Raw genomic sequence first — 2,770 nt, 5'->3', positions numbered from 1 at the left:
GCTACTACGGCCACGGCGTCGACGACGCCGCCCGGCATCCGGGCCGCGGCGGCTTCGGTCTGGCCGCACGCGGCGGCTATGCCGAAGCCGTCGGCCGCGCCGCCGGCAGCGGCGCCTACGGCCGGCCGCGCGGCCGGCCCGGCGAGGATTTCCGCGGCTACGGTCCGCGCAGCTACGTGCGATCCGACGAACGGCTGCGCGAGCTCATCGCCGAGCGCCTGACCGAGGATCCGCAGATCGATGCGAGCGACATCGAGATCACGGTCGTCGACGGCCGTGTCACCTTGAGCGGCACCGTCGACCGGCGCCAGACGCGTCACCGCGTCGAGGACATCGTCGATGCGTACGGCGTGCGCGAGATCGACAACCGGCTCGGCATCGGTCCGGCGCGCGATTCCGGCGCAGGCGACGCGACGACGTTGACTCCGCCGAAGAAAGCCTGAGGCTCAAGCCGGCTCATCGGCCGCCGCCGCGGACGGCGGCGCACGGCGCAGCAGCCAGGCGATGCTCAGCGCGGCGAGCGCGAGCGGCAGCAGATAGTAGGCCGCTCGATAGACCAGCACGCCGGCGACGATGCGATGCGCGTCGAGACTGCCGGCGAGGCTCTTGAGAATCACGTAGTCGAGCACGCCCCAGCCGCCGGGCACGTGCACAGCCGCGCCGGCGACCGCGGCGATCAGCAGCGCCGCCAAGGTCGCCGCGTAATCGGCACCGTCGCCGAGGCAGCGCTGCAGCACCGCGCCGATCAGCGCCCAGTTGGCCGCGGCGACGGCGATCTGGCTCAGGCCCAGGCGCCAGCGCGGAAAGCGGAAGCGGTAGCCGCGCACGTTCCACTCGCGCGCGCGCCAGCAGGCCAGCAGGTAAAGCGCGACGGCGGCGGCGGCGACCAGGCACAGGCCCAGCGCGCCGGCGCGTCCGGTCCAGCGCGCGAGCACCGCCAGGCCGCCCCAGAGCGGCAACGTCGCGAACAACGCGAGATGGCCCATCCAGTTCGCCGCGACGCTGATCGCGATCATCCGCGAGATGTCGGCCGCCGCGACACCCTGGCGTCCGTAGAGCTTGAAGCGCAGCGCCGCGGCGCCGACCAGGCTGCCGAGATTCAGGTTGCACGCGTAGCTGCCCGTCGCGGTCAGCCAGACGCGGCGGCGCGGCAGCCGCAGGCGCAGCGCGCGTGCGCCGATCACGTCGATGCAGCCGTACAGCGCATGGCTGGCCAGCGCGAGCGCCGCGATCAGGACGAGGTCGGCGGCCTCGCGCCGGCGCAGCGCGGCCAGCACGGCCGGCCAGTCGGTCTCGCGCACGATCTCGGCCACGAGCCAGGCCGTCACGGCGAACAGGCCGAAGCCGAGCACGCGCAGGATCAGGCGGCGGCGCCGCGCCGCGGTTTCAGCGGTCCGCATGAGCGTCGGCCTCGACATGTTCGATGCGCGGCCGCGCCGCGGGTATGCGCTCGACCCAGCGCGGAAAATGGCGCAGAAAATGGAACACCAGCACGCTGCTGACGATACGCCAGAGGGTGCGTTTAGGTACCCGCGCCGCGGTGACCGGCACGCAGTCCCGGGCCAGCAGCTGCAGCAGCCGCGTGCGCAGCTCCGCACCGAACGCCGCATCGACGATGACGACGTTGGCTTCGAGGTTCAGCGACAGGCTCAGCGGATCGAGATTGCTCGATCCGACCGTGGCCCAGCGGCCGTCGACGACGGCGACCTTCGCGTGCAACGGCCGCGTACGGAATTCGCAGATGCGCACGCCGGCCGGGATCAGATAGTGATACAGCCAGCGCACGACGATCGGGACGATGCGCAGATCGGGTTTTCCCTGGACGACGACGGTCACCCGCACGCCGCGCCGCGCCGCGTTGCGCAGGTCGCGCAGCAGGCGGTAGCCCGGAAAGAAATACGCATTGGCCAGCACTATCTCGCGCTGCGCCGCGCGGATCGCGACGCGGTATTCGCGCTCGATGTCGCCCGGATGGCGGTGGTTGTCGCGCGTGACGAAGCGCACGCGCGCCGGCCCGGGCGCGCGGTCCTCGTCGGCCGAGGTCTGCGGCGGATGCGCGGCGCTACGCGAGCGCGCGACGAAGCGCTCGATGTCGGCGACGATCGGCCCTCTCAGCTCGACGGCGAAGTCGTGCAGCGCGAGCGGTCCCGATGCGAGCAGCTGGTCGCTGCAGAAATTGATGCCGCCGACGAACGCGAGCCGGCCGTCGATCAGCACGATCTTGCGATGCAGCCGGCGGAACAGGTTCGTGCGCAGGCCGAACAGGCGACGCCGCGGCTCGTACAGGTGCAACCGCACGCCGGCCGCGGCCAGCGCCGCGCGGTAGTCGGCGGTCAGCGGCTCGGAGCCGAAGCCGTCGGCGAGCACGTCGACGGCCGCGCCGCGCGCGACGGCTTCGGCCAGCGCCTGCAGCAGCGCGCGACCGACTTCGTCGTCGAGCAGGATGAAGGTCTCGATGTAGACGCGCCGGCGCGCCTCGCGCAGCGCCTCGAACACGCGCGGAAAGAATTCCTCGCCGTTCTCCAGCAGACGCACCTCGTTGCCGTCGCGCCATTCGTGCTTCATGCGCCGACCTCGGCCAGCAGCGGCAGGTGGTCCGACAGATGCGGCCACGGCAGCGCCGACAGCACGCAGGCCGACTGCACGCGCAGGTTGGCGACGTAGATGCGGTCCAGCGCGAGCAGCGGCCAGCGCGCCGGAAACGTGCGCGGCCGCAAGCCGCCGGCACGCGCGAACGCCGACTGCAGGCCGCAGCCGTCGCGCAGCAGCG

General features: G+C 72.4%; 4 protein-coding genes. 1 reads left to right on the top strand and 3 read right to left on the bottom strand.

The window, feature by feature from the left end:
- A partial coding sequence (locus NON22_RS22775; RefSeq protein WP_257389279.1) for a BON domain-containing protein occupies positions 1-443 on the top strand: 443 nt, incomplete at its 5' end.
- A gap of 3 nt (positions 444-446) precedes the next feature.
- Here the strand turns inward: NON22_RS22775 and NON22_RS22770 are convergent.
- The 3 genes from NON22_RS22770 to NON22_RS22760 all read right to left on the bottom strand — a co-directional run.
- Positions 447-1,400, bottom strand: a complete 954-nt coding sequence (locus NON22_RS22770; RefSeq protein ID WP_257389278.1) for a lysylphosphatidylglycerol synthase transmembrane domain-containing protein — start codon at positions 1,398-1,400, stop codon at positions 447-449.
- Positions 1,387-2,565, bottom strand: a complete 1,179-nt coding sequence (gene clsB, locus NON22_RS22765) for a cardiolipin synthase ClsB (RefSeq protein ID WP_257389277.1) — start codon at positions 2,563-2,565, stop codon at positions 1,387-1,389. Before clsB ends, NON22_RS22770 begins: the two co-directional genes overlap by 14 nt.
- A partial coding sequence (locus tag NON22_RS22760; protein ID WP_425508021.1) for an endonuclease/exonuclease/phosphatase family protein occupies positions 2,562-2,770 on the bottom strand: 209 nt, incomplete at its 5' end. The genes clsB and NON22_RS22760, both read right to left, overlap by 4 nt.

Origin of the sequence: Tahibacter caeni (assembly GCF_024609805.1) — a bacterium.
In the GTDB taxonomy this organism is placed as follows: Bacteria; Pseudomonadota; Gammaproteobacteria; order Xanthomonadales; family Rhodanobacteraceae; genus Tahibacter; species Tahibacter caeni.
Note: the sequence above shows the minus strand (reverse complement) of the source record. Positions and strands in the feature narration are given on the sequence as shown.

What these genes read in the sequence shown, in the direction of transcription:
- NON22_RS22770 (WP_257389278.1), bottom strand. Translation starts at nt 1,400, where the DNA reads ATGCGGACCGCTGAAACCGCGGCGCGGCGCCGCCGCCTGATCCTGCGC.
- clsB (WP_257389277.1), bottom strand. Translation starts at nt 2,565, where the DNA reads ATGAAGCACGAATGGCGCGACGGCAACGAGGTGCGTCTGCTGGAGAAC.